The organism is Mucilaginibacter sp. PAMB04274, assembly GCF_039634385.2.
GTDB lineage: Bacteria > Bacteroidota > Bacteroidia > Sphingobacteriales > Sphingobacteriaceae > Mucilaginibacter.
This window is the reverse complement of record NZ_CP155081.2, coordinates 1319768-1345070: the sequence shown is the minus strand read 5'-3', so window position 1 is coordinate 1345070 and position 25303 is coordinate 1319768. Positions and strand designations below refer to the sequence as shown.

At 45.0% G+C, this 25303-nt stretch carries 21 protein-coding genes; 7 read left to right on the top strand and 14 right to left on the bottom strand.

All coding sequences use genetic code 11. From position 1 onward, the window contains the following. The first annotated feature begins 22 nt into the window (after positions 1–22). Positions 23–937 carry a cation diffusion facilitator family transporter gene (locus ABDD95_RS05560; RefSeq protein WP_345950910.1) on the top strand — a complete coding sequence of 305 codons (915 nt, stop codon included), beginning with the start codon at positions 23–25 and terminating at the stop codon, positions 935–937. Positions 938–1013: 76 nt separating this feature from the next. On the opposite strand, the gene ABDD95_RS05555 is transcribed toward ABDD95_RS05560, so the two are convergent. Together ABDD95_RS05555 and ABDD95_RS05550 are read right to left on the bottom strand one after the other, a co-directional pair. Continuing rightward, positions 1014–1451 (bottom strand): DUF5606 domain-containing protein, encoded by a 438-nt coding sequence (locus ABDD95_RS05555; protein WP_345950909.1) that lies wholly within the window; start codon positions 1449–1451, stop codon positions 1014–1016. An 84-nt stretch (positions 1452–1535) separates the two neighbouring features. Beyond that, positions 1536–1973 carry a peptidylprolyl isomerase gene (locus ABDD95_RS05550; RefSeq protein WP_345950908.1) on the bottom strand — a complete coding sequence of 146 codons (438 nt, stop codon included), beginning with the start codon at positions 1971–1973 and terminating at the stop codon, positions 1536–1538. 175 nt (positions 1974–2148) lie between these two features. Here ABDD95_RS05550 and ABDD95_RS05545 point away from each other — a divergent pair, with 175 nt between their 5' ends. After that, positions 2149–3405, top strand: coding sequence for an asparagine synthetase B (locus tag ABDD95_RS05545; protein WP_345950907.1), 1257 nt, complete (start codon positions 2149–2151; stop codon positions 3403–3405). A gap of 98 nt (positions 3406–3503) precedes the next feature. On the opposite strand, the gene ABDD95_RS05540 is transcribed toward ABDD95_RS05545, so the two are convergent. The 5 genes from ABDD95_RS05540 to ABDD95_RS05520 form a co-directional block, all read right to left on the bottom strand. Further along, positions 3504–5582 (bottom strand): putative porin, encoded by a 2079-nt coding sequence (locus tag ABDD95_RS05540; RefSeq protein ID WP_345950906.1) that lies wholly within the window; start codon positions 5580–5582, stop codon positions 3504–3506. Positions 5583–5715: 133 nt separating this feature from the next. Continuing rightward, positions 5716–6531 carry a purine-nucleoside phosphorylase gene (locus tag ABDD95_RS05535; protein ID WP_345950905.1) on the bottom strand — a complete coding sequence of 272 codons (816 nt, stop codon included), beginning with the start codon at positions 6529–6531 and terminating at the stop codon, positions 5716–5718. Beyond that, a complete protein-coding gene (gene lpxK / locus ABDD95_RS05530; RefSeq protein ID WP_345950904.1) occupies positions 6494–7558 on the bottom strand; it encodes a tetraacyldisaccharide 4'-kinase in 1065 nt (354 codons plus the stop codon). Before lpxK ends, ABDD95_RS05535 begins: the two co-directional genes overlap by 38 nt. 95 nt (positions 7559–7653) lie before the next feature. Continuing rightward, a complete protein-coding gene (locus ABDD95_RS05525; RefSeq protein ID WP_345950903.1) occupies positions 7654–8196 on the bottom strand; it encodes a hypothetical protein in 543 nt (180 codons plus the stop codon). A 151-nt stretch (positions 8197–8347) separates the two neighbouring features. Further along, positions 8348–8911, bottom strand: coding sequence for a hypothetical protein (locus ABDD95_RS05520; RefSeq protein ID WP_345950902.1), 564 nt, complete (start codon positions 8909–8911; stop codon positions 8348–8350). A gap of 165 nt (positions 8912–9076) precedes the next feature. Between ABDD95_RS05520 and ABDD95_RS05515 the strand changes: the two genes are divergently transcribed. The 4 genes from ABDD95_RS05515 (at position 9077) to pruA (ending at position 13701) form a co-directional block, all read left to right on the top strand. Then, on the top strand, positions 9077–10975 hold the full coding sequence (locus ABDD95_RS05515) for a rhamnogalacturonan lyase (RefSeq protein WP_345950901.1): 1899 nt from the start codon (positions 9077–9079) through the stop codon (positions 10973–10975). Positions 10976–11292: 317 nt separating this feature from the next. After that, positions 11293–11520 (top strand): hypothetical protein, encoded by a 228-nt coding sequence (locus ABDD95_RS05510; protein WP_345950900.1) that lies wholly within the window; start codon positions 11293–11295, stop codon positions 11518–11520. Between the two features lie 111 nt (positions 11521–11631). Then, the gene (locus ABDD95_RS05505; RefSeq protein ID WP_345950899.1) at positions 11632–11910 is read left to right on the top strand and encodes a hypothetical protein; all 279 of its coding nucleotides are present in this window, start codon (positions 11632–11634) and stop codon (positions 11908–11910) included. A 156-nt stretch (positions 11911–12066) separates the two neighbouring features. Further along, positions 12067–13701, top strand: coding sequence for an L-glutamate gamma-semialdehyde dehydrogenase (gene pruA, locus ABDD95_RS05500; protein WP_345950898.1), 1635 nt, complete (start codon positions 12067–12069; stop codon positions 13699–13701). Between the two features lie 70 nt (positions 13702–13771). Here pruA and ABDD95_RS05495 read toward each other — a convergent pair whose 3' ends face one another. Further along, entirely contained in the window at positions 13772–14032 is a 261-nt protein-coding gene (locus tag ABDD95_RS05495; protein WP_345950897.1) for a hypothetical protein, read from the bottom strand. 61 nt (positions 14033–14093) lie between these two features. After that, on the bottom strand, positions 14094–15395 hold the full coding sequence (locus ABDD95_RS05490) for an MFS transporter (RefSeq protein ID WP_352432928.1): 1302 nt from the start codon (positions 15393–15395) through the stop codon (positions 14094–14096). A gap of 124 nt (positions 15396–15519) precedes the next feature. Here ABDD95_RS05490 and ABDD95_RS05485 point away from each other — a divergent pair, with 124 nt between their 5' ends. Next, on the top strand, positions 15520–16080 hold the full coding sequence (locus ABDD95_RS05485) for a hypothetical protein (protein WP_345950895.1): 561 nt from the start codon (positions 15520–15522) through the stop codon (positions 16078–16080). Between the two features lie 70 nt (positions 16081–16150). Here the strand turns inward: ABDD95_RS05485 and ABDD95_RS05480 are convergent, their stop codons facing one another. The 5 genes from ABDD95_RS05480 to ABDD95_RS05460 are packed head-to-tail and all read right to left on the bottom strand — an operon-like array spanning position 16151 to position 25113. Continuing rightward, complete coding sequence (locus ABDD95_RS05480) at positions 16151–17554, bottom strand: glycoside hydrolase family 30 beta sandwich domain-containing protein (protein ID WP_345950894.1); 1404 nt, start codon at positions 17552–17554, stop codon at positions 16151–16153. A gap of 9 nt (positions 17555–17563) precedes the next feature. Next, positions 17564–19024 carry a glycoside hydrolase family 30 protein gene (locus ABDD95_RS05475; RefSeq protein ID WP_345950893.1) on the bottom strand — a complete coding sequence of 487 codons (1461 nt, stop codon included), beginning with the start codon at positions 19022–19024 and terminating at the stop codon, positions 17564–17566. Positions 19025–19082: 58 nt separating this feature from the next. Then, on the bottom strand, positions 19083–20321 hold the full coding sequence (locus ABDD95_RS05470) for a cytochrome c3 family protein (protein WP_345950892.1): 1239 nt from the start codon (positions 20319–20321) through the stop codon (positions 19083–19085). Between the two features lie 56 nt (positions 20322–20377). Beyond that, positions 20378–21913: a RagB/SusD family nutrient uptake outer membrane protein gene (locus ABDD95_RS05465; protein ID WP_345950891.1), complete on the bottom strand. Its 1536-nt coding sequence runs from the start codon at positions 21911–21913 to the stop codon at positions 20378–20380. 11 nt (positions 21914–21924) lie between these two features. Further along, on the bottom strand, positions 21925–25113 hold the full coding sequence (locus ABDD95_RS05460; protein ID WP_345950890.1) for a TonB-dependent receptor: 3189 nt from the start codon (positions 25111–25113) through the stop codon (positions 21925–21927). Between the last annotated feature and the right edge of the window lie 190 nt (positions 25114–25303).

Sequence of the window (25303 nt, the reverse complement as noted above, 5' to 3'; positions counted from 1 at the left end):
TACGCTTAGCCTGGCTAAAATTATGGGTCACGACCACGCACATCACCACCACGATCACGCGCCAAAGCTCGATCATCTGAACACTGCCTTTATAGTAGGTATCATACTAAACTCCTTGTTTGTAGTTGTTGAGGCGGTGGTAGGCTTTGCCAATCATTCGCTCTCCCTGCTTACCGATGCCGGCCATAACCTGAGCGATGTGGCCAGTTTAGCCCTTGCCCTGCTGGCCTTCAAGCTGTCTAAAATGAGAGCCAACAATGTTTATACCTATGGTTATAAGCGGTCAACCATTGTGGTATCATTACTTAACGCTATAATATTGGTAGGCGCTGTAGGTATTATTGCCTATGAGGCTATCATGCGCATTGGTCATCCCCAGCCTATCTCGGGCATTACGGTAGCTTGGGTGGCCTTTGCCGGTATACTGGTAAACGGCGTTACGGCATGGCTATTTATGCGAGATAAGGAAAAAGACCTGAACGTAAAAGGAGCTTACATGCACATGGCTGTTGATGCACTGGTATCATTAGGGGTAGTAGTATCGGGTATCGTTATTTATTTTACCAAGTGGTATTGGATAGATAGCGCCGTAAGCCTCATTATTGTAGTGGTTATTATTACGGGTACCTGGCGGCTACTGATGGATAGCATACGCCTGGAAATTGACGGCGTACCCAAGCAACTGGAACTTGATAAAATTAAAGCAGAATTATTAAAGGCCAAAGGTGTAAAAGATGTTCACCACATGCACGTATGGGCGCTCAGCACTACAGAGAACGCTTTAACGGCCCACCTGGTTATACACACAGAAGAAATGGCTAATTTCAATGATATAAAGCACGACCTGCGCCACAGGCTTGAGCACCTGGACATTCAGCATAGCACATTTGAGCCTGAGTTTGCAGGCGAGCCGTGTCATGAAAAGATATGCAGCTAAATCTGCTGCTATCATTTCCTTTTAAATAACAAAAGCCGGCAGGTAGCCGGCTTTTGTTATTTAAGCGCTTAAACTTTTATTCTTCTACCGCTGCTACTTCGGCCTCGCCTTCAGTAGCTTTAGGTGCTGCTGCTTCCTCGTTAAACAACGGCATGTCTTTTAAAAGGTGAAACCAGGTTAAGATCTTTTTCATGTCCGATGCATAAACTTTCTCTTCATCATGATCGGGCGCTACTTCTCTGAAAAACTCACGCATCGTTTTACCATCAGCTTTAGCCTCGGGTACTGATGCTGCGTTTTTCATTCGCTCTAATACGTCAGTCAGTTTAATATCTTCATCGTTACTAAAAATGGTAATCTCATCTAAAGCAGCCAGTTTAGCGGTCGATAAGTTTACAACCAGTTTGGTCTTTTTCTCATCCAGGCTTTCGAGCACAAAACCGGTTTTGTTTTGGGCCAGCGCTCTCCACAAGCCCGGCTTACCCGCTACCGATACAATTCCTTGTAAATTCATTTCTTTTAAGTATGTGAATTATATGTTTCGTGTTGTAAGCGAAGCCAGGCATTCAACTTACAACACAAAACTTACAACCGTATATTATTCCTCAATTACGTCTACGCTCAAAATTTTATCGCCTTGGCGGATAGCATCAACCACATCAACGTTTTCAACCACTTTACCAAAACAAGTGTGGTTTCTGTCAAGGTGAGCAGTGTTATCGCGGCTGTGGCAAATAAAGAACTGAGAGCTGCCGGTATTACGGCCTGCATGTGCCATAGAAAGCACGCCACGGTCATGGTATTGGTTCTCGCCGGTTAATTCACAATTGATACGGGTACCAGAACCGCCAGCGCCTGTGCCGGTAGGATCGCCACCTTGTACAACAAAATTAGGTATTACACGGTGAAAAGTTACACCATTGTAAAAGCCGGTTTTAGCCAGGTTAAGAAAGTTGGCTACAGTATTAGGAGCGTCTTTATCGTAAAATTCGATAGTCATGTCGCCCTTTTCGGTTCTCATTATTGCTTTGCTCATATCTTCTCAATTATTTCAACAAGGTGGCAAAGTTAAACATTTTGTGCATTACCGTAAATTTATAATAGCTTCAATATTTAATCGTTACATTTGGTAAGCCCGCTTCATACTCCTGGTTACAGAGTACTTAGAAAAAGGGCTCCAGCAATCTGAAATCGAATATCCGGTATCCGAAATGAAGAAATACCTCTTAGCTTTCTCCCTTATATTTTTTTCATCCATGCTAAGGGCAGCCTCAATTTTGCTGCCGATGGATGAGGTACAAAAAGATCATTTAAAGTCATACGGTATTGCTTACTGGGTTTTAAGCAACGGAGAGTCTATTGATTGGCTGCTTAATTACCGGGGCGGCAGTTTCATGACCAAGTATAGCAAGCAAATTGAAGATGAATGCAAAATACGCGGCGTAAGCTACGAAGTGGTGGCCGATGCCAAGGTAAACGCCATATTAAGCGAAGTGAGCGATCCGTCGGTTAACATGGACGTGGTAAAGCTGGAAAAAGCGCCAAAAATGGCAGTTTACTCCCCTAAAAATAAGCTACCCTGGGATGACGCCGTTACCTTGGTGCTCAAATATGCCGAGATCCCCTATGATGTGGTTTATGATGAGGAAGTGATAAAAGGCGACCTGCAGAAGTATGACTGGTTACACCTGCATCACGAAGATTTTACAGGCCAGTATAGCAAGTTTTACGGCAGCTTTCGCTTCCAGCCCTGGTACCAGGATGATGTAAAAGCGCAAGAAGCTACGGCACGAAGGCTGGGCTTTAAAAAGGTGTCGCAAATGAAACTCTCGGTAGCACAGCACATACATGATTTTTGCGGTGGTGGCGGCTTTCTATTTGCCATGTGTTCGGGTACCGATACGTTTGACATTGCCCTGGCTTCGGCTGGAACCGATATTTGTGAGGCCATGTTTGATGGCGACCCGGCCGATTACCGTGCCCAGGGAAAGCTTGATTACAGCCAAACCTTTGCGTTTCAAAACTTCCGGCTGGATATGAACCCGATGTCGCACCAATTTAGCGATATTGACGTAACGCCTTACCGGCAGGTTGAGCGTACGCACGATTTCTTTACGCTATTTGATTTTTCAGCCAAGTGGGATATCGTACCTAGCATGCTAACCCAAAACCATGATAAAGTTATTAAAGGCTTTATGGGTTTAACAACAGCCTACAATAAAAGCCGGTTAAAGCCAGGTGTAACCATTATGGGTGAAATGAAGACCCAAAACGAAGCCCGCTACATACATGGAGAATATGGCAAAGGGCAGTGGACTTTTTACGGCGGTCATGATCCTGAGGATTATCAGCACGCCGTTGGGGACCCACCTACAGACTTGAAACTTCACTCTAACTCGCCGGGCTATCGCTTGATCCTGAATAACGTGTTATTCCCTGCGGCTAAAAAGAAAAAGCAGAAGACTTAATTTATCTTGCTTTGATGACCTTTTTTTGTCTCAATCAAGCAAATATAAATATAGCGCACAGTATCCTTTAAGCAGCTATTACTTCTGGTATATCTTAATTAGTTATAGAACGTCCAGCTTACGCCGAATTTAAGCAACTTATCGGGCGCGGGGTAACGGTTCACCATGTAGTAACCGTTGCTTTGCAACCCCTGGTTGGCATAATCATACATCAGGAACAAGTTAGTACGGAAAAGCGTGGCCTTAACATATGGTGTGATAACCGGATAAGTTAAAAAAGATATATCGGTGCTATTATAAAACTGGCCGATTCCTATGGCATAATTAGGTGCCGTGTAAGCGGTATTGTAACGTGCATTAACACCGATGCTGGTATTAAGTACCGTAAAGAACAGCTTGGTAAAATAGATGTTAACATAATTATAGATCTGCGGCGTGCGCAAGGTCGACTGGTAATCTGACCGCTGGTAAACAAAATAGTCTTCAAAGTGCCAGTTACCTAAATCGAACTTTTTACCTGCGCTAATTTTAAGCAAGTTAAGCGGCGAACTGAGCTGTGCCGGTGCGGCATCAATACCGCCGGGCGTTTGCGCGGCAAAGTACTGGTAACCATTTACCAAAAAGTATTCTGCTTTTAAATCCAGCTGCAATTTATCGTTAATGTAATTGAATGATATGTTATTGATCTGCTGCTTGCCAATACCCGTGTTACGATAAATATAGTGGTTTGATATCCAGTCTTTAAAAATAAGCGGAGCCTCGTTGTTTTGTGCATAAGCACCTAAAATTATGCGCCCGGCCTTTTGCCCTCCGGCCAAGGTTAGCTTGGCATCATACAGGTAATCTCCGAAGTTGTAACCCTGAACCACCTGCTGAAAGTCACCTTCCAACCCCACTCTGTCGCTAAAGCGATAACTGAATTTAGCGTTTAGTTTAATGTTTTGATAAGTAGCCTTTTGCACCCGGCGCTGCTGGTTACGCAAATTTGTATTTACGTCTATAGAATCAATAATGTACTGCGAATAATGAAACAAGTCATGCGTTAAGCCGACATCCAGCTTCACCTCGTTTTTAACAAAACTGACCGATTTTCCTCTGAGGTAAAAGCTGTAGGAAAAGTCGTTACGTATATCAGTTACCGCCAAAGAATCCTGCCCTACAGTCGAATTAAAGAAGTAATCGGGAAAAACCCGATAGTTATCAGGCTCATTTTGATAGAACCTGTACTTTTGAACATTGTAATAAAAAGTGTGCGACAAGCGCTGCGTGGGCAATATCTTTTGCGCATCTTTTGCCTGGTTCACGATGGTATCAATACGGCCCAGGTAGTAAAATTGCTTTACATATAAGCCATTGTTACGGTTGTTTATGTAAGCGCTGCTTAGCCTTACCGGCAGGTTCTGCTTATCGTTATTAAATGTTGAAGCGTTAAATATATTATTATCAACAATGGCCCCGCTTTCCGGCGCTTTCATATTATTGAATATAACGTTGGCTAACAAGTTATACCGCTTGCTTTTCGACTCGTACCAGGTAGCCACCGCGGCATTTAAATCACTCACATTCTGCCGGCGATAAAAGCCGCGCGAACCGGTTGAGTTGAAGTTGAATGTAAAATTCCAGTTTGGCTTTATGTTTTGCGTATGTACCAGCTTAAATATCTGATCGGCATTGGGGTTACCAAAGGCTCCGCTATAAAACGACAAGTTGGTATAGGCTACTCGGGTACGGTAATACATAATATCCTGTGGCGTAATCATGTACACATCGAGTGCATGGTTACCCACATCAAACCCTACCCCTTTTAATGGTTCAAACAACAGCGGGCGTTGTGGCAAGCCGGTACTGCCCAAGTGTATACGCGGACTACGTGGCTGATTAAGGGGGCTGTAATTTTCAAAGTTCACCAACCCAGTATCTAACGGAAATACCTGCGTGCTATCATTCAATAAGCGCTCGTTGGTCACCTTAACAAATTTAGATGTGTAGATGACGGTATCGCGTTTATTTTCTTCGCGCTTGCGCGTACTGTCTATCATCTGAGCATCGGTGAGCTTGCTGCGGCCATTGCGCAGGGTATCGGCACCATAAGGGCGGTCAGGTATTTGTGCAAACGCCGTACGAGCTACAGCCAGCAGCAGCAACGTTGTAAAAAGGTATTTAAGCTTGTTCAGCATTTAAATCAGTCAAAACAGACCTTCGTTATCTAAATTAAGTAAGGCAAGAAAAAAGAAGCGCGCCGCTCAACGGCCAAGCCGAAACTTTAAAGAAACCACTTCTTGTAATTTCTGCTTGTTTACATAGTTTACGCTAACCCTGCGCAATCAATTCTTTTAAAATGTGTGTCATATGCGGCTCAGCATGCTGTGCTATATCAATAATCTCTTCTATAGATACCGGCTGCAGCGTGTCAGGGAAACCTTCGTCGGTAAGTACCGATATGGCAAAAACCGGCAAACCCATATGATTGGCTACTATAACTTCGGGCGCAGTGCTCATGCCCACGGCATCGCCGCCTATTATACGCAGATACCGGTACTCAGCACGCGTTTCCAGGTTAGGCCCCGTTACCGCTACATAAACTCCTTTATGGCAAGTAATATTGTTAGCGGCTGCAATTTGTAAAGCTTTTTCGGTTAAACGGCGGCTATAGGGCTCGCTCATGTCCGGAAAACGTGGACCAAGCTCCTCATCGTTAGTACCCACCAGTGGGTTTGTAGGTTGCAGGTTAATATGATCGTCTATCACCATCAGATCGCCTTTTCTAAAATCCGGATTAAGCGCACCGCTGGCGTTTGATACAAAAAGCGTTTTAATGCCCAGCATTTTCATTACCCTAACCGGAAAAGTGATCTGCTGCATACTGTATCCTTCGTAATAGTGCAGCCTACCCTGCATGGCCACTACTTTTTTACCTGCCAAAGTACCAAATATTAACCTGCCTGAGTGAAACTCCAGTGTTGAAATGGGAAAGCCAGGTATGTTGGAGTACGGTAATTGCTTTTCAATCTCCATTTCTTTTACCAAGCCGCCAAGGCCGGTGCCTAAAATAATACCAGCCTCGGGCTCAAATTCGCCAATACGGCTTTTAATGTAAGCTACTGTGCTTTTTATACTGTTTAACATAGTTATTTATCGTTTCGTTGAACTGCTGTTCACCATTGTTTAAAAATTTTATGCCTATAGGTAAAGTCCATATAGGCAAGGTTTGTACATAGGGCAGCAATTCGGGTTCTCTTAAGCGCTGTGCATCCTTTTCGGTAGTAATAATTACCTTTTTTGCGGCACTGCAGATGTCATAATCCTGCGCAAGTTTAACAATATTTTTTAAGCTAAATTGGTGATGGTCGGGATAATTATGATGTACAATATGTACGCTGTATTGTTTAATATATTGCAATAAAGGCTGGGGGTTGGCTATTCCGGTTAACACAAAAACGGTAGTATCGGCATCGGGCAATGTTTTAGCCGGTCTTCCGTCTAAATCAAGCATAGCCAGGTAGTCTATCGCGGTAAAATACACCTGTTGAAAGCCAAATGGCTTTAATCGTTGCTGTGCCGCATGCAGCTGGTTAGCCGTCATATTGACGGGACATTTGCTCACTATCATAACATCGGCCCGGTAGCGGCCTACAAAGGGCTCCCGCAGGTTGCCTGCAGGTAAAAGCAGGTGGGGTTCATGCAGGCGGTTATAATCAAATAATAAAATACTTAAACCCGCCTGTACTGCCCTGTGCTGGTAAGCATCATCTAAAATTACCAGGCTGTGGTTGATTTGCAATTGCTCAATACCTATTACCCGCTTCTCGCACACGGCCACGGTAACATCCGGAAACTTTTGTTTGAACTGAGCAGGCTCATCCCCTATTTGGGCAGCAGTAGCATCTTTCTCAGCTATCAGGTAACCTTTGGTTTGACGGCCATAACCACGGCTTAAGGTAGCCAGTTGATGATTGTTTTTAAGCAGCCTTACCAGGTACTCCGTCATAGGGCTTTTGCCTGCTCCACCAATATCCAGATTACCTATGCAAATAACCGGAATGGTAAACCGCCGGCTTTGAAATATTCCGGCATCGTAAAACCAGTTGCGTAATATAACAACCAGCCCATACAATAGCGAAAAAGGAAATAATAACCAGCGCAGGTATTTCATAACTAAAGGGCTAAAGATACGAAAAGCAAATAGCCTTTAACAGAAGGTGGAGAGCGGCTTAAATGAAGGATGCGTCAGATTTAAAAGGAGACGGTTTAAAACACAAATTTATCGCCTGCTTTTGTTTCATTGCGGCGGCTTTCATCACAAACCTCGAAGTAAAAAAAATCGCTCACATGGCGCTGAACAGATATGCCGTTAACATCCTGGTCATTATACATGATTTTCTGAATGCCATACTTGGCCGATTGGGTTCCTTTTTGAAAGTATGAAATTAAGATGTTATGCTCGTAACTGCCTGATGGATTAAACGCCACAGGAAATGTGCCCGGCGATTGCTTGTAGCCGGCCTGCAATTTGGCCACACCAAGCTCTGTTTTCAGCTTTTGTAATACTTCATCCATATCAGCGTCTGCCTCGCCGTAGGCAATTACGGAGTAAGGCTTATCCAGGGCGTTATAAGATATCTTGATTTTAGCTTTGATTTCCTTGCCGCCGGTTTTGATGACGATATCGCTGGTATCTTTATAAAGGTTGTAAATGCGGTCAACATCCAGTTCAGGACCGGTTGCTTTCTTTTGAGCCACAACAGCCTGGGCAAATAATAAGCTAATAATAATGAAGTAAACTTTTTTCATGTATGCTGTTTAACGCCTGTACCGAAGTACAATAATACGTATAATACAACATAACTTCATAAATCACAGGTTTATTGTAGCGGAAAATACCTTTTACAACACTATTTTCGCTTAGGTAACGTATTAGTTAGCTACTACAACAACCGGCAGTTTAAAAATCAAATTTTTCGGGCTTGCTGGTTCTTTTACGCGCGGTATCACCTACTTCAAAATAAAAAAAGTCTGAATTGAAGCGGGCGGTGCCATTTTCACCAGTAAGCTGATTACGGGCCTCCATATCTTTAATACCATATTTAGCGTACTGTGTACCTTTTTGATATGCCCGCACCGGTATGTTATTCTCGTACATGCCGTTCTGATCAAAGTTGACCACGTTGGCGCCGCCGAGCTTTCGGTAACCCGATTTTACTTTAGCCTCTCCCAGCTGATCAACCAGTTCTTGTAAATCGGTATCGGCTGCTGCTTCGCCGTAAACTATAATGCGGTACGGCTTATTTTTGGTATTATAGCCAATAAGCACCCGGGCAGTTATTTCACGGTCGCCCACAAAAATGGTGGTTTCCGAATGGCCTTTATACTTTTCGTACAAGCGGTCAACGTCAAGCTGGGTAGTTTGCGCAGTGCCGCTCTCTACAAAGCACAAACAAACTATTACCAGCGCAAAAACCGATAATAAACCACTTTTTATACGTAATAAGTTGCAGCTACTAAACATTCTACAATAATAACAACATTACAACACATTAAACGCAGCCACAATCCTGTTTTTTACGCAGCTACAGCATCAGTGTAACATTTTGGCTACTACCCTACAGTGCATCACAGTTGTTTGCCCTACGAAATTTATTTTAACCTCATCAATTAAAACCAATTACCTAAAATGCGAAATTATTTAAAGGCAGCGTGCCTGCTCTGCGCGGCAACGCTGTGTACAGGCACATCTGCATTTTCACAAAAAATGATGGAAAAGCTGGGCCGCGGCGTAGTAGCCGTTAACCAGGGCGGCGGCAAAGTGTACGTAGGCTGGCGATTGCTGGGAACCGACCCGGATAAACTGGCATTTAATTTATACCGCCAAGCCGGGAACAAAACGGCTGTAAAGCTCAATAAAGAGCCTGTTATGGCAACTACCAATTATGTAGACCAACTTACCGATACCACTGCTACAACCGCTTACTTTGTAAAAGAAGTAGTAAATGGTAAAGAAGGCAAAGCAAGCGCTCCTTTCACCCTGCGTGCCGGTGCCAAACCTTATTTATCTGTGCCATTACAAACCCCAGACGGATACAAGCCTAATGATGGTTCGGTAGGCGACCTGGACGGCGACGGCGAGTACGAAATTATTGTACATCAGGTTGGGATGGGGCACGATAATTCGCATAAGGGTATGACCACCCCACCCATACTGGAAGCTTACAAACTGGATGGCACCTTGTTATGGCGCATTAACCTTGGCCGTAACATACGCGAGGGTGCACACTACACCCAGTTTATGGTATATGACCTGGATGGCGACGGCAAAGCTGAAATTGCCTGCAAAACAGCCGATGGCAGTATGGATGGTAAAGGCAAGGTAATTGGCGACTCTAGCAAAACCTGGCGAAACCAGGACGGCCACGTTTTACAAGGCCCCGAGTACTTAACCGTTTTTAACGGACAAACCGGCGCTGCCATTAATACCACAGCCTATGTGCCCGGCCGTCATCCTACCAAACAAGACCCCACTACCGAAGAAATGAAAGCCATTTGGGGCGATGGCTACGGCAACCGTGGCGAGCGCTATTTGGCTGCAGTAGCCTACCTGGATGGCAAGCACCCCAGCTTAATTATGTGCCGCGGTTATTACACCCGCACCGTTATTGCAGCCTGGGATTTAGTAAAAGGCCAGTTGAAACAGCGCTGGGTATTTGACAGCGATGCCACGCCCGAAACCCGTCCTTTTCGCGGCCAGGGCAACCACAACCTAACCGTTACCGATGTAGATGGTGACGGCAAAGATGAAATTGTATACGGCGCCATGACGCTCGACGATAATGGCAAGGGCTTGTATACCACTGGCATAGGCCATGCAGATGCCCTGCACGTGTCTGACCTTGACCCCGACCGGCCTGGTTTGGAAGTATTTGACATACAGGAACGCTTTGGTGATGCCGGGGCTAATTTTAGAGACGCACGCACCGGCGAAGTGATCTGGAAAAAGAGTTCGGTGAAGGCGGGCGATGATGGCGAGGGGCCAGGCCGTGGCCTTTCGCTGGATGTTGACCCGCGTTACCGCGGATTTGAATCATGGGTGGCCGGGGCTGGTATTTCGGGTATGTTTGATGTGAAAGGAAATAAGATAGCCGAGCGCAACCCATCTGTAAACTTTGGTATTTTTTGGGACGATGATATGTTGAGCGAGTTGCTGGACGGTACCCGCATAACCAAATGGGATTACCTCAACAGTAAACCGGATATGCTCCTGAACGCTGCCTTATACGATTGTGTGAGCAACAACGGCACCAAGCAAAACCCAGTACTGAGCGGCGATATACTGGGCGACTGGCGCGAAGAAGCCATTTACGCCACACGCGATGGTAAGGAACTGCGCATTTTTACCACCACCATACCAGCCAAAAACCGCTTTTACACCTTTATGCACGATCCGCAATACCGCGTAAGTATTGCCTGGCAAAACGTAGCGTACAACCAGCCACCCCATACCAGCTTTTACATAGGCGAGGGCATGAAAACACCGCCTAAACCTAACATTGTAATTGCTGGAGACAAAGCAAAATAACTATCTTAATTGTTGTCCAACATAACAATCAGGGTGTTTCATGAAAAATGTATTTTTATGAAACACCCTCAATAATCATCACTCATAAAATACACCGTTAACTCACGATTTAGTTCAGTATAATAATGCTGAATTTCAAGCAGTCGCTGTATGCCATTTTTGCCAAGTGTTTATTGTCTTGAACAATGAAATTCCGGATAAACATGTTTTTCGAGGCAATTCTCTTTCAGGCGGCAGCAGCTCGCCAACAATGAAGGCATCCTACTGCAATAGTGTTTCATGCTAAACAAATTGCTGCTTAGGGTTATTATTTACACATGACCCGCTACCAAAATACCAGCCGCGACTCGGGCGTTGTAGCCTACCAAATTGAGGCCGACCGCATCCTGGTGCAATTTGCCAGCGGCGATATATACGCCTACACCTACAAAAAACCCGGCAAGGTAATGGTGGAACAAATGAAGGAGTTAGCCCGGCAAGGGCGTGGGCTAAGTACCTTTATTAGCAAAGCAGTGAGGGGCAGGTATGAGCGGAAGTTGTATTAATATTTAAAGCCTTGCTGAACTTGTTTCAGCATCTTGCTTAGTGTACTACCTATCCTAGGGCTTGCTGAAACAAGATCAGCAAGGTTTGCAGGCTAAGATCAAAAGTTGTAAGTGCAAGGACAGGTAGATTTGTATGTTGTAACCCAGCGTTACAAATATTTGGACCGTATAGTTAGTGAGGAAAGCTTCGCTAAACCTATACCTATCATGAAAATTAAATTAGTTTTATTTAAAAAGCAGATTCCCGATGGCTATCATGTGGTGACTTGGAAAACTGCCACAGGGCAAGAACGTTACAGCACTTTCCAGGGAGATGACAGATTGATGTCGTTTCGTACGCACACGGAAGCAGTGGCTTATGCAACAAAGCATAAGAACAATGGGGGTTGACCAACAGGCTTCTCAACCTAGCTCAAGACGCAGATAATAACACAAATTGTAATAATTCATTCTCATAACCACAAAGTCACAATAGCCCATCCGCATATCTGCACATTCGCACATCCGGAATCAAAATCTTATCTTTGCGGCCATAAAAATTAGCCTATGTTAAAAGGATTTTTTAATGTGCCGGAACCTCAAAACGAGCCGGTTTTAAACTATGGTCCGCGCAGTGTGGAACGTGCCGCTTTAAAGGCTGCACTGGATGAAGCTCGTGCGCAGCAACTGGATATACCTATGTACATTGGCGGGGAGGAAGTACGCACCGGCAAAACGCTGGAAGTACGCCCCCCGCATGATCATAAACACCTGCTGGCCACCTACCACGAGGGTGATGCCAGCCATGTACAAGCGGCTATTGATGCTGCCTTGGGCGCTAAAGCCAACTGGGAAAAATTACCCTGGGAGCACCGTGCCGCCATTTTTCTGAAAGCTGCCGATTTGATTGCCGGTCCGTACCGCGCTAAAATCAACGCCGCTACCATGCTGGGCCAAAGCAAAAATGCTTACCAGGCCGAAATTGACGCCGCTTGCGAGCTGATAGACTTTTTGCGTTTTAACGTGCATTTCATGACGGAGATTTACGCCCAGCAGCCTATATCGGGCAAAGGTGTATGGAACCGTGTAGAGCAACGCCCGCTGGAAGGTTTTGTATTTGCTATTACGCCGTTCAACTTTACGGCTATCGCCGGCAACCTTTGCGCCGCCCCTGCCCTTATGGGTAATGTGGTGGTATGGAAACCTGCTCCTACCCAAATTTATGCAGCCAACGTGCTTATGCAGATCTTTAACGAGGCCGGCGTTCCTCCGGGTGTTATCAACATGATCAGTGTGGATGGACCGGTGGCTGGCGACGTAATTTTTAGTCACCCAGATTTTGCAGGCCTGCACTTTACCGGTTCAACACATGTGTTCCAAAACCTGTGGAAAATCATTGGCAATAACATTAGCCTGTATAAAACTTACCCGCGCATTGTGGGCGAAACCGGTGGTAAAGACTTTGTGCTGGCCCACCCAAGCGCCGATGCCGATGTGGTAAATGTAGCCTTGGTACGTGGTGCGTTTGAGTACCAGGGACAAAAATGCTCGGCTGCATCCCGCGCTTATGTTCCCAAATCATTATGGCCTGCGGTAAAAGAGAAATTGCAGCGCGATATTGCTACTCTGAAAGTAGGTCCGGTTGAAGATTTTGAAAACTTTGTGAACGCCGTAATCACCGAGGCATCGTTTGATAAACTGGCTAAGTATATTGACGAAGCCAAGGCTAATGCTGATGTTGAGATTATTGCGGGTGGTATATACGATAAATCTATCGGTTATTTTGTAGAGCCTACCGTGATCCAGGTGCAGGACCCTTACTACGTAACTATGTGTGAGGAACTTTTTGGTCCGGTATTAACAGTTTACGTTTATGAGGATGAGCAGTTTGAAGAGATCATGAACATCATCGATAAAACGTCGGCCTATGCCTTAACAGGTTCTATTATTGCGCAAGACCGTTATGCAGTTAATATGGCCAGCCAACGCTTACGTAATGCTGCCGGTAACTTCTATATTAATGATAAGCCTACTGGTGCAGTGGTTGGTCAGCAGCCTTTTGGCGGCGCGCGCGGCTCGGGCACAAATGATAAAGCTGGTTCGATGCTTAACCTGCTGCGCTGGGTATCCCCACGCACCATCAAAGAAACCTTTGATCCACCGAAGGATTATAGATACCCGTTTTTAACAAAAGAACTTTAAAAGAGTAGAGCCAGGAGCCAGATTCAATGAGACTGAAAAACTCATCAATGTTTTGGCTCCTGGTTCTTTTTTACTGTTTCAGGTTCGCATCATCAGGGTCGCCCTCTGCTTCGCCTGCAGTGCCGCCGGCAAAGTCTCCGGCATCCAGGTTCAATTCATAAGATGGTGTGGATGCTTCGTAAGCACGGTTCCATGCTTCTACTTCTCCTGCCTGTTCATTCTTCTCAATGTCATTCAGTTCTGCCGAACCTAAAGAGGTGTCTTGCGGATCGCGGCTGGCTGCATTTTCATTTTCTTCCTCATTAATAGGAACTGTATTTTCGGATGCCATATGATTTATGTTTAATGTATCCTATTAAAGCAATTACGAAAGGCTTTGTTTGGTCACGCTTTTACTTAGTTTCCATTTTAGAATGCTTTTCAGGGTTGGCCATGCGGATGCTGACCACCAGCGACAAAGCAATACACAAGGTGATATACCAGTAAAACCAGCTGGCATGACCCGCATTTTTAAACAACAGGGCAACATACTCGGCCGTTCCGCCAAATAGCGCCACCGTAAATGCATACGGAAAGCTCACCCCTAGCGAGCGTACATTAACGGGGAACAACTCAGCTTTGATGATTGCTGAAATAGAGGTATTCAAACTCAGGATGCCCAAAGCAATAACAATGAGCAAGGTAGCCAGCCATGCCTGGTGAGTGTTGCCCAGCATCATCAAAATAGGCGTTGTGGTAACTAGGGCCAACACACCATAAATAATCATTAAGCGTTTGCGGCCTATATAATCGCCCAGCATACCGGCAAGGGGCTGCATGAGCATAAAAGCCAGCAAGGCAAGCGTAGTAATCAAGGTAGAGTCGCGCTTTGTAAAACCTGCCGTGTTCACCAAAAATTTCTGCACATAGGTTGAAAACGTATAATAAGACACCGTTAACCCAATGGTAAATCCCACTATAGTACGTACCTGGCGGTTGTATTTCTTTAACTCGGTAAACGTACCCCGCTTTTCTACCGATACGGTTTCTACGCTAAAAGATTCCGTTTCGGGCAGGTTACGGCGCAGGTATAAGGCGGATAAGGCCAGCAGCGCACCAACGGCAAACGGTATGCGCCACCCCCACTCGGCCAATTGCTCCGGCGTTAATAACCAGCGTTCCAAAATTATTAGTATCGCCAAAGCAATAAGCTGCCCCATAGTGGTGGTTACGTACTGAAAGCTGGAGTATAACCCGCGGCGGTTGGGCGGTGCTATCTCGCTCAGGTATGTAGCGGCTGTGCCATACTCGCCGCCTATGCTTAATCCCTGAACCATCCGGGCCAGCACCAGTATAATGGGTGCTGCTATTCCAATTTGCCTGTAGCCCGGCACCAGCGTAATCATGAGCGAGCCGGCACTCATCAATAATACCGATAGGGTAAGCGCGGCTTTGCGCCCTTTACGGTCGGCATAGGTTCCCATTAGCCACCCGCCTATAGGCCGCATTAAAAAGCCAATAGCAAATATGCCAGCCGTGTTAAGCAACTGTGCCGTTTCACTTTCTTTTGGAAAGAATGTTGAGGCAAAGTATAATGAGAATACCGAATAAGCATACCAATCGTACCACTCTATAAGATTGCCTACCGAGCCGCCAAATATGGCTTTAAACTGGTGTAATTTAACGCTTGTGGTTGATTGCATGGTAGTTTGCATATGGCAGCTGCTACTAAAATAGCATTTATAACAGTAGTTGCAATACGCAGTTTAATACAGCCAATAATGGCAGCCTTTAAACATTATTATAACCAACTTGTTGCTGCTATATCACAACCCAATTATGGAAGATCAAAGAGTAATAACAGGAAGTACCGAGCAGGAAGTATTTGCAGCCATTGAGGCCGACCTCACCTCTACAGAAGAAGAAATTTTAAGCTACGACGCCTTGATTAATCATGGCTCGAGACAGATTGAGCTTTACATTGACATTGACTTGGGCGGCGGCTTTGAAGGTGGTTCTGAAACTACCCAGCTTTCGGCCCCTTTATCTATAACACCCGAATTTAAGTTTGCCGTGCATGATGAAGACTTTTTAGACAGCATAGGCAGCTTTTTTGGCCTCGACAGTGTAAAAACCGGTTACCCCGATCTGGATGAGCACGTTATTATAAAAACAAACCACGAACCCAAAGTACGGGAGCTTTTTGCCGACCCGGAAGTAAGACAGGTGCTCAGCACATTGGAAGACTTTGATTTGGGCATACATCACCGCGCGCTTGAGGAGACTGGTTACGAACAGCCTTTTTTAGAGCTGAACATCAACCAAGGCCTTATTGACCCCGCAGAGCTGCGTCTGGTTTATCATGCTTTTTATACCATTTTAACCCAACTGGAAAGCTAAGCTTTGCCGTCACATAAAAAAGGGAGTAAGCCGTGGCTTACTCCCTTTTTTATTGAACATTTATGAGGTTTTACCACACGTAAGTAGCTACCGAACCACTATTTAATGCCGCCTTGGCTATGCGACCGTTACAATTGATATTGAAGTTTTGAACTTCATTGCTATTATTTATTACAATAAGAACTACTTTATCATCGGGCGTTTTAAAGGCCACATTAGGTAGGTTGGCCAACAGGTTAGAACCTATGCGAACCGAGCCAGGCCTTACAAATTTAGCGGCATGTGCCACTACGTAATAAGCCGGGTTGCGTGTTACCTTATCCTGATCGATGGTAACGCCCCCCATACAGCTACTACAGCCGCCGCGGTCGGTATGGGGGTTACTGTTAGGGTCTGCAGCCAGGTTCCATTCAATTACGTTACGGCTCCAGTTACGGGTAGCGCCAATGGTAAGTTTATTAATGTGTTGCGATATATCGCGCTTAAAATTGCCCGGCGCGCCCATCCATTGCTCGGTAAAGTAAACGTTGTGGTCGGGGTGCGCTTTGTGAACCTCGCTTAGCGCTTCAATTTTGCCGGCATACAGGTGAAATGCCGATCCGTCAATGTATTTTTTAGCTTCTGGGTCGTTGAGGATAGATATTGGGTACTCGGGTTTATCGCAGTTGTGATCATAAATAATAATCTTCGTTTTCAACCCGGCATTTGTAAATGCCGGTCCTAAATTGGCCTTCACAAATTTGGCTTGATCGGGTGCCAGCATTAGCATACTCGGATTATTACCCGGGTGCAGGGGTTCATTCTGCACCGTAATGGCATCAATGGCTATACCCTGAACTTTCATGGCCTGAACGTATTTGACCAAGTAGCGGGCATAGGCATCAAAATATTCTGGCTTCAAGCTGCCACCGCGGGCATCGCCGTTATCCTTCATCCATACCGGTGCCGACCATGGCGAACCTAATATTTTTATCCGGGGGTTTACAGCCAGAATTTCTTTCAATACCGGCACCACGTCTTTTTTATCCTGAGCCAGGTCAAATTTTTCAAGCTTTTCGTCGGTCTGACCGGCAGGCAGATCATCATATGAAAAAACAAATTCGTTTAAATCTGATGCACCGATACTTACCCGTAAATAACTAATGCCAATATTTTTGTCGTTTGCGGCAAAAAGCTCCTTAATCAGCGCCTTGCGGCTCTCCGCCGACATTTTCATCATCAATTGTGCACTGCCGCCGGTTAAGGAAAAGCCAAAGCCATCAATAGATTGGTAAACCTCTTTAGCGTTAATTGTGATAGTAGAATCAGCGCCGGTGGCTTTTTCAAACGCCAGAGTCTTAGCCTGCTTCTCAAACAAAGCCGACTGATCAGCATTAGTAAGCCATACCTCTGCAGCACCCTTTTGTTGTGCAAATAACGCAGCTGTGCATAGCGTAAATGCAGCTGATAACAGTGTGTTTTTTAAATTAATCATGTTGTAGCCTTACTCAATTATTAGTGTAGCAATAGAGTGCGGCAGGCTTGATACTGCTACAGCCTTGTTTTTTAACCATAGTTTATAAGATATGGCAGCATCTCCCGGATTCATTACCACTACGGCAATTTTACCGTCGGGGTTCAGGTAAGCGGTGGTTAACAACTTATCGCGGCTTGATGAGCTTACGATTCGCTTAGCACCCGCTTTAATGTATTTTGAAAAGTGACCAATGTAATAGTACTCGCTGGTATAATGCAGGCTGCCATCGCGTGTATCGGCATGTATGGGCGCAAAGCAAAAATTGCCTACATGGTTAGGGCCGCCTTTTTCATCGAGCAGTATGTTCCAGTCTGTCCAGGCTACGGTGCCGGCATTAAAGTCGTTTATCATGGAGTTGCCGTACTTTTCGCCCAATGCCCAATCATCCAAACGGTTAAAATCAAATTTTTCGATGCAGCCTTCGGTGAAAACCAAATGGGTATTTGGAAAAGCTTCGTTTACGCGGCGTGTACTTTCAAACTGCATACCGCCACCTGTCCAGGTTTCGTACCAGTGGTAGCCTACACCCCAAACATACTTGGCAGCCGCCGGATCATTTAGTATGGTACTGGCACGCTGATACAGCAAATCGCGGTTATGATCCCATACAATCAGCTTTTTGCTGGCCAAACCTTCTTTCTGCAGGGTGGGGCCCAGGTACTGTTTTACAAAATCGCGTTCTTCTTCCGCCGTAAAAATGCATGATTCCCATTTTTGTACAGCCATTGGCTCGTTCTGTACAGAAAGCCCCCAGACGGGAACACCTTCCTTTTCATAAGCCTTAATAAATTTAGTATAAAAGGTTGCCCATGTTTGGCGGTACTCGGGTTTCAATTTGCCACCCCGCAGCATATTGTTGTTATCCTTCATCCAGGCAGGCGGGCTCCAGGGGCTAACAAACAGGGTAAACTTGCCGCCGGCAGCCTGCTGTGCTGCTTTGATGAAAGGTATACGATATTGCTTATCATGGCTTATATCAAACGACTTTAACTGCGGATCGACATTGGGTACATAGCTGTAGCTACCGCTCGAAAAATCGCAGCTTTGTATATGCGTACGGGCAAAAGTATAACCTATACCTTTTTCTTTATCATAGTAAGCGGTTAAAAATTCTTTCTGTTTAGCAGCGGGCAGCTTGGCATAAGTTTCGGCAGCGGCATCAGTCAGGGCTCCACCAATGCCTACCATGGTTTGAAAAGTTTTGGTTGGATCCACAAATACCGACACTTCAGTTTCAACAGGCTGCGGCGTAACAGCCAAGTTTAGTGTTTCGGTTGACTTGAAGCGATAATCGGTGCCCTTAGCCGTTACAAATATTTTAACACGGCTGGCAGAAACTTCCGCTGGCTTTTTTGCCACGGGCTTAGTTTGGGCTCCTGCTATGCATGCGCATCCTAACAAAATGGGTAGTAACAATTGTTTTTTCATAAGACTGGATTTGCTACCTGCGGTAGCTTGTAATTATTCATATTATATTTAAGCGCAATCAACTTTTTGTTCTTTTTATAAAGGCTGTTATCTCCTTAGTTTTATCGGGGTAAACAGCTATTTGGTGGGTATGCAAATAGTAAGACGATCTCTGTTTAGCTGCTGTTACCTGGTAAGTAATCAATTTTGAAGGCATAGCAGGCATGTGGCAATCAATACACTTATTATTAATTGCCGCACCAAGCTTAGGGGCCATTTTGCAAAAGGTATGGTTCTCCTCTTTATGGCACGTTATGCACTTTTGTGTATAAGCCGTTAGCTTATTAGTTTCTTTTGTGTGTGAACTGTGGCAGGTTGTACACGTCATAACGGCGCTATTGGTATAGCACTTACTGCTGCTAAGCAGGTTAGCCTGGTTACCGTGCACATCGGGTATATCGTTCGTTTGACCGAATGGCACATAATAATCGTTTAACCTGTCGCCAGGCTTAAAGGCAAAGATTGTTTTCTGAAGCTCTTTATCGCTACCCGAATGGCATACAGCACACATGTCTACTTTTTGTGCTCTGGTTAATGATTGATACCTTACCATGTACTTGGCGTGCTTATCATCCGGATGCTGCTCCTGGTATTCTACATGTTGTGCTGCCGGCCCATGGCAGCGCTGGCAATTAATGCCATAAATCATACTGTTTTTATTGTACTCCTGGGTTACCGACAGACTACCGGTTTGTACAAATTGATTTTCGGCAAATGAGGCATGGCATTCAAGACACCGGCTAATGATTACCCTGTTAAAGTTAGCCGCCTGCGAAGGAAACCCCGGGCTGTTGGCCCAGTTGTGTATCTCTTTAAAGTAAGAAAGCGGCAGTTGCAAGAGCCGGTTACCCTGCCAGTACGCGTAAGTTTGCGCCCTTGTGCCCGAACCAAATGCCACATCAAATCGCTCAGCACGTAATTTTTGATTACCGTTATAAGCGGCCTGATACATGCCATCGGGTTGTTGAGTTACATTCACTTTTAACGTATCGTTAAACAGGAATGTATTCACCTTAGCCACTATGTTTTTTGGCAGCGCATGCTCAGTTAAAGGTGCCGATGTGGTGTAATGACTGGTATGTGCATAGTTGCGGCTAATGGCATTGTGGCATTTAACGCAACTTGCTTCGCTCGCATAGGCTGCACCCCTCGGATCGGCTTTAACTTGGGCAGAATTGGTGCACTGAATACCTGCAAGTGTAAGAACACCTGCCAGCAATGCAATTATAATAATGACCGACCTGATATTACCTGTCATACAATCAAAAACAAACCAGGGTATGCACTTGGCATACCCTGGTTTATAAGGTTCAATTATTTAGTCCCGCCCCACTCTTTGTTTTGTTGGAGTTTAGTGTTGTTCAGCTCACTTTGCGGAATTGGGAACACTTCATGTTTGCCGGCCACAAAGCCTTTAAATGCAAGGGCACTCGCAGCTTTGCCCCAACGTACCAAATCCAGCCAGCGATGGCCTTCTCCGGCCAGTTCAAGGCGGCGTTCTTTTTCTATGTTATCCATAGTGACAGCTACAGGGTTAAGCGCTACACGTGCGCGCACTGCATTAAGCAGCTGGTAGGCCCGGCTTCCGGTACTTACGTTTGCGCCGGCACTTAATAGCGCTTCAGCCTCAAGAAGGTAGGTATCAGCCAACCGGATTTCGTAAATATCATGTGGAAAATTCAGGTCGATGGTTGCGGAAGGCTGTGTGGTACGGTTTGACACACGGCCCGCAAATTTTTCCAGAAAATAGCCGGTATTATTGAAGCTGTTTTGGTAATTAGCTATACCATTGGTTTTCAAACTATCCAGGTTAGCAACAGTAGCTTTATTTCTTGGGTCAAAATGAATCAGATCAAAAAAGCTTTTGTAGAAACTTAGAAAGCCGTATCCGGTATGATAATCGGGCGCAGTTGTAGTTAACGCTGCATACCCGCGGGGACCGGCTATAATACTTAATAAATTACCTTCGCTGGCACCCGCATCACCCCATCCTCCTAAAGAGTTTGCACTATGTACAATCTCCAAAATAGATTCGGAATTGAATTTATTGGTTGTTTTGAACAAATCGCCAAAGTTGGGTATCAGTTTATAACCATAAGTGGGATTGGTTTGTCCGGGAGTTGGGCCATTCACAATTTGCAATTGATCAGCAGCCTGCTGGTACTTTTTTTGCCACAGGTATACTTTACCTAACAATGCCTGTGCTGCACCTTTGGTGATACGGCCATTCTCGGCTGCTACTACCGTGTTAGGCAAACCCGGTATAGCTTCCGTAAGGTCCTTTTCAATAAGTGCATACACTTCTGCGGGTGGAGCTTGTACTACATTATACAAATCGTTAGGATCAACAATACCTGTAATTAATGGTATATTTTTGAAGAACCTAACCAAGTCAAAATAGAATATAGCACGCAAAGTTTTGGTTTCGGCGGCAATGCGGGCTTTTTTACCGGCATCCATATTAATGCCATCAATTTTCTGAAGTAACGTATTGGCCCTAAAAATGCCTGAATAACCACGGTTCCATAAATAACCCTGCGGACCAACGTTGGCACTTAGCGAATAATTCGATACAACCTGTAAATCGTTAATATCTGTTGCACTACCACCACCGGCAACCTGGTCATCAGAAGCTACGTCCATAATGGCCACCTTGTCGTACAGGCCGCTGGCTTGAAAGCCAAAGCGGTCGTAAACTGATACTAGAGCGGCAAATGCATCTGCCTCTGTTTTATAATAATTTTCTAAAAGGATACGATTCTGTGGATTAACATCCAAATCTTTCTTACATGAGCCTAATAACTGAGTGGCAATAACCAGTGCAGCTAAGTATGTATATTTCTTTTTCATCGTTATGTTAATTAAAATCCAACGTTTACACCAAATAAGAACGTGCGAGCTTGTGGATATGCACCACGGTCAACGCTAAACACAGCGCCACCACCTGCATCAGCACTCACACCCAACTCCGGATCGTAACCGGTATATTTTGTGATAGTGAACAAGTTTTCGCTCAACACATAAACACGCAATCTTTTCATGCTGATTTTGCTGATCAATTTTGACGGTAAATTATAGCCAAGCTGAATTGTTCTGAGACGGAAATAGCTGCCATTCTCCAGGTAAAGGTTAGTTAAACGGGTATAGTTAAATGTATTTTCACCTTCAGACAGTCTTGGAAGCGTTGCAGATGTATTGGTTGGCGACCAGGTATTCAAATATTTAGTCTGATAATTAGCTGTGGCCAAATCAAGCCTTCTTAAACCCTGGAATACTTTGTTGCCACCTACCCCACTGCCAAATGCAGTAAAATCGAAGTTCTTATAAGCCAGGTTAATGGTTAAACCATAACTCATGGTTGGATTAGGGTTACCAATGTAGTCGCGGTCATCACCGTTAATGGTATTATCGTTGTTTAAGTTGGCGTATTTCAAATCACCAGGACGGGCGTTAGGCTGTAATTTAGTTACACCATCAGCACCTACGTGACGGTCAATCTCGGCCTGGCTTTGGAAAATACCCAAAGTTTCGTACCCGAAGAACTGATTGTATGGACGGTTTAAGCCTGTACGGGTAATATCACCCAGTGTTTGGAAAGTAGCGTTGTTATCATTAATAAATTGAATACCCGGCAGCAGCTTGGTAACTTTATTTTTGTAGAATGATACATTACCATTTACACCAAAGTTAAAGTCGCCGATTTTTTTGCGGTAGCCAAGCTCCAGTTCCAAACCTTTGTTCTCGATATCGGCAGCATTTTGTGCAAAACTGCCATAACCTGCATAGCCCGGAATAGGTGGGTTTTGAAGAATACCGGTAGTTTTCTTTTTGTATACGTCAAACGCTACAGTTAAATTCTGAAACAGGGTAGCGTCAAAACCCAAGTCGAGCTGGCTGGTTTCTTCCCAACGCAAATCGCGGTTCTCAGGCACGCCAGGGCTGTAGCCAATGTTAATCGACTCTACTGTACTGGTACCAAAAGTATAGTTACGCTGACCGCCTGCATCAACTTGTGATACGAAAGCAAAATCGCCTATACCGTCATTACCGGTAACACCATAACTACCACGTAGTTTCAGGAAAGTCACTACATCATTTTTGGGGAAGAACGACTCCAGTGTTGGTACCCATCCAACTGATGCCGAAGGGAAATAGCCGAACTTGTTATTAGCACCAAACCTCGATGAACCGTCTCTTCTGATTAACGCAGTTAACAAGTACTTTTCGTCATAATTATACTGCACACGTGAAAACAGGGAGTTAATACGGTGATCGGTACCATCGCGACCTTCGCTGGTACGGTTAGCCTGTAATGCATTAAAGCGGAACGAAGCCTCGTCGAAGTTGGTGGCCGGAATGTTGGAATAAGTTACCGTTGTACCACGGGTATTATTGTCTTTATACTCGCCATGGCCTAACAATAAGGTAAGGTTGTGTTTGCCAAAAGCACGGTTATAAGATAACGTGTTTTCGATGTTCCAATTAATAAGGTAGTTGTTGGCACGTGATAACGAGTTTGGCTGAACCGACGATGAGGTATTAAAATACACGGAAGGGTTAAAAGTCTCGCTGCCGTAAAATGCCAGTTTAGTACCTAATGATGAGTGGAACCTCAGGCCTTTTACCGGTTCGATATCCAAAAAAGCATTACCTACGATGTTGTGGTCCCAGGCATAGTTACCCAAACGGGTTTGGATATAAGCCAGCGGGTTTCTCATCTCATTAGCTACATATGGCGATATACCATAAAAACGGCCTTGCTGATCTCTAACTGCTGCCGTATAAGCCGCCGTTGGCGAAACACCTGCCGGAGGTGCAGCCGGGAAGAATGCGCCTTGTGAGGCTGGGTCGGTAATAACTACAGGGGTTAAAGGATCCAAATTTACAGCTGAGCTTAAAACACCACCGTACTCGCGGTTAGTTTCGCCAATGCCGCTGTTTACACCGTGTGCATATCCTAAGTTTTCACCAAAGCTTATCCATTTTGCCGGTTTGTAGGTTGAGTTTAAACGGATGTTGGCACGGTTAGCTTTAGATATTGGCGTAGCTACGATACCTTTAATATCATAGTAAGAGAATGAGGTAAAGAAAGTAGCTTTCTCACTGCCACCACTTACGCTAAACTCATGGATCTGTTTAGGTGCACTGTTATTAAATATCACAGATTGCCAATCGGTGCCCTCGCCGTACTGCGAAGGGTTAGGGAATGGTAATGGCCGGTTTGCATTAGCGGGATTATTGGTAAAGGCCAGGTTTCTTAACGTAGCATACTCGGTTGCGTTTAGTAAATCAACTTTTTTTGCAGCACGTTGCGTACCGTAATAGCCGTTGTAATTAATATTCATGGTTCCGGCTTTGCCTTTTTTAGTGCTAACTAATATAACACCCGCAGCAGCACGCGTACCATAAATAGCTGCCGAGGCCGCGTCCTTTAATACTTCTATAGACTCGATGTCATCCTGATTAAGGTATCCGATACCGCCATTGTCGATAACCACACCATCAATTACCCACAGGGGCTCGTTCTTGCCGTTACCCAACGAGGTGAAACCACGTAAACGCACCGTTGAAGCTGCGCCCGGCTGGCCTGAATTAGATGCGATGGTTAAACCTGAAGCACGGCCCTGCAGCGATTGCTCTATACGAATTACAGGCTGGTTTTCGAGATCGGATGCTCTAACGCCTGAAATGGCGCCCGTAACCACGCTTTTCTTTTGGGTACCGTAGCCTACCACTACTACATCGTTCAGATTGTTTTGGCTTTCGGTTAGGGTAACGTTAACTACCGACTGACCGCCTATAGTAACAGTTTGCGACGCAAATCCGATATAACTAAAGGTCAATGTTCCGTTTACAGCCGGGGTTATCGAATACTTGCCGTTAACATCGGTAATGGTGGTATTAGTAGTTCCGTTTGCTTTTACGGTTACCCCTACCAGTGGCTCACCGGCCTTGTCGCTCACCCTGCCCTGCACGGCCGAAGACTGAGCAAGCACAATCGAATATTGGGTTATGAGCAAGCAAATAATAAGTGTAAAAATTTTTCTCATAAATGTTATTGTTAAAAATTGATGGGTTAAGATCGGCAGCTAAGGCTGCTAGATTGTTGGCGTTGACCTATAACTTAGCCGTACGCTGTTAGATAGCACAGAGATTTGAACATGGCGTTTTAATTGGTTAAATTAAAATGGCGGCCGGGAGGCGGCCATTATTAATGAGTCAAAATTATTGAATTTCGAT